The sequence below is a fragment of the Mesorhizobium sp. M1A.F.Ca.ET.072.01.1.1 genome (genome assembly GCF_004023325.1).
Taxonomy (GTDB): Bacteria; Pseudomonadota; Alphaproteobacteria; order Rhizobiales; family Rhizobiaceae; genus Mesorhizobium.
In genome coordinates this window covers 1-453 of record NZ_RZSF01000735.1, presented here as the reverse complement: position 1 = coordinate 453, position 453 = coordinate 1, and the positions used below count along the sequence as shown (strand labels likewise).

2 protein-coding genes are annotated in these 453 nt (G+C 61.6%); both read right to left on the bottom strand.

Features of this window, described 5'->3' with window-relative positions:
• Window positions 1–300: transglutaminase N-terminal domain-containing protein (locus EOA32_RS37785; RefSeq protein ID WP_281015321.1), on the bottom strand; the 300-nt coding region annotated here is incomplete at its 3' end.
• 30 nt (window positions 301–330) lie between these two features.
• Window positions 331–453 (bottom strand): alpha-E domain-containing protein (locus EOA32_RS40875; protein WP_348632252.1); only part of this gene is annotated, 123 nt, incomplete at its 5' end.

Genomic DNA, 453 nt, shown 5'->3' with positions numbered 1-453 from the left:
CAGCCAGAGCGGCGCGAAACCATGATGCGGACCGGATACGCCAGTGGTGTCGCGCGTGAGCACATCGCCCGACGCTTCGATGGTGATGGCGTGAGGCTCGCCTTCGACGCTCAGAAGCCTTGTGTCGTTGCCGAAGTGGTCGGTGAAACGCACCTCCTCGCGCGCGCCGTCGATATTCAGGCCCCAGGACTGCACGGTCTGCGTGTGGCCGCTGACCGGCAGCAGGCGCAGCCGCTGCAGCAGATATTGCACCGGCGCATCGTAGCGGTACTCGGTCCGATGGGTGATCTTGAGCCGCATGGCTTCATTTTCCGTTTGCGAGCATGAAGCTCAATAGAACCTGTAGTCCTGCGCAATCTCGTCGCCGAGCCTGGTGTTGTCGCGGATGAAGTTGGCCAGGAATTCATGCAGGCCGGCGTCGAATATATCCTTGATCGAGCCTGCCCGCAGCAT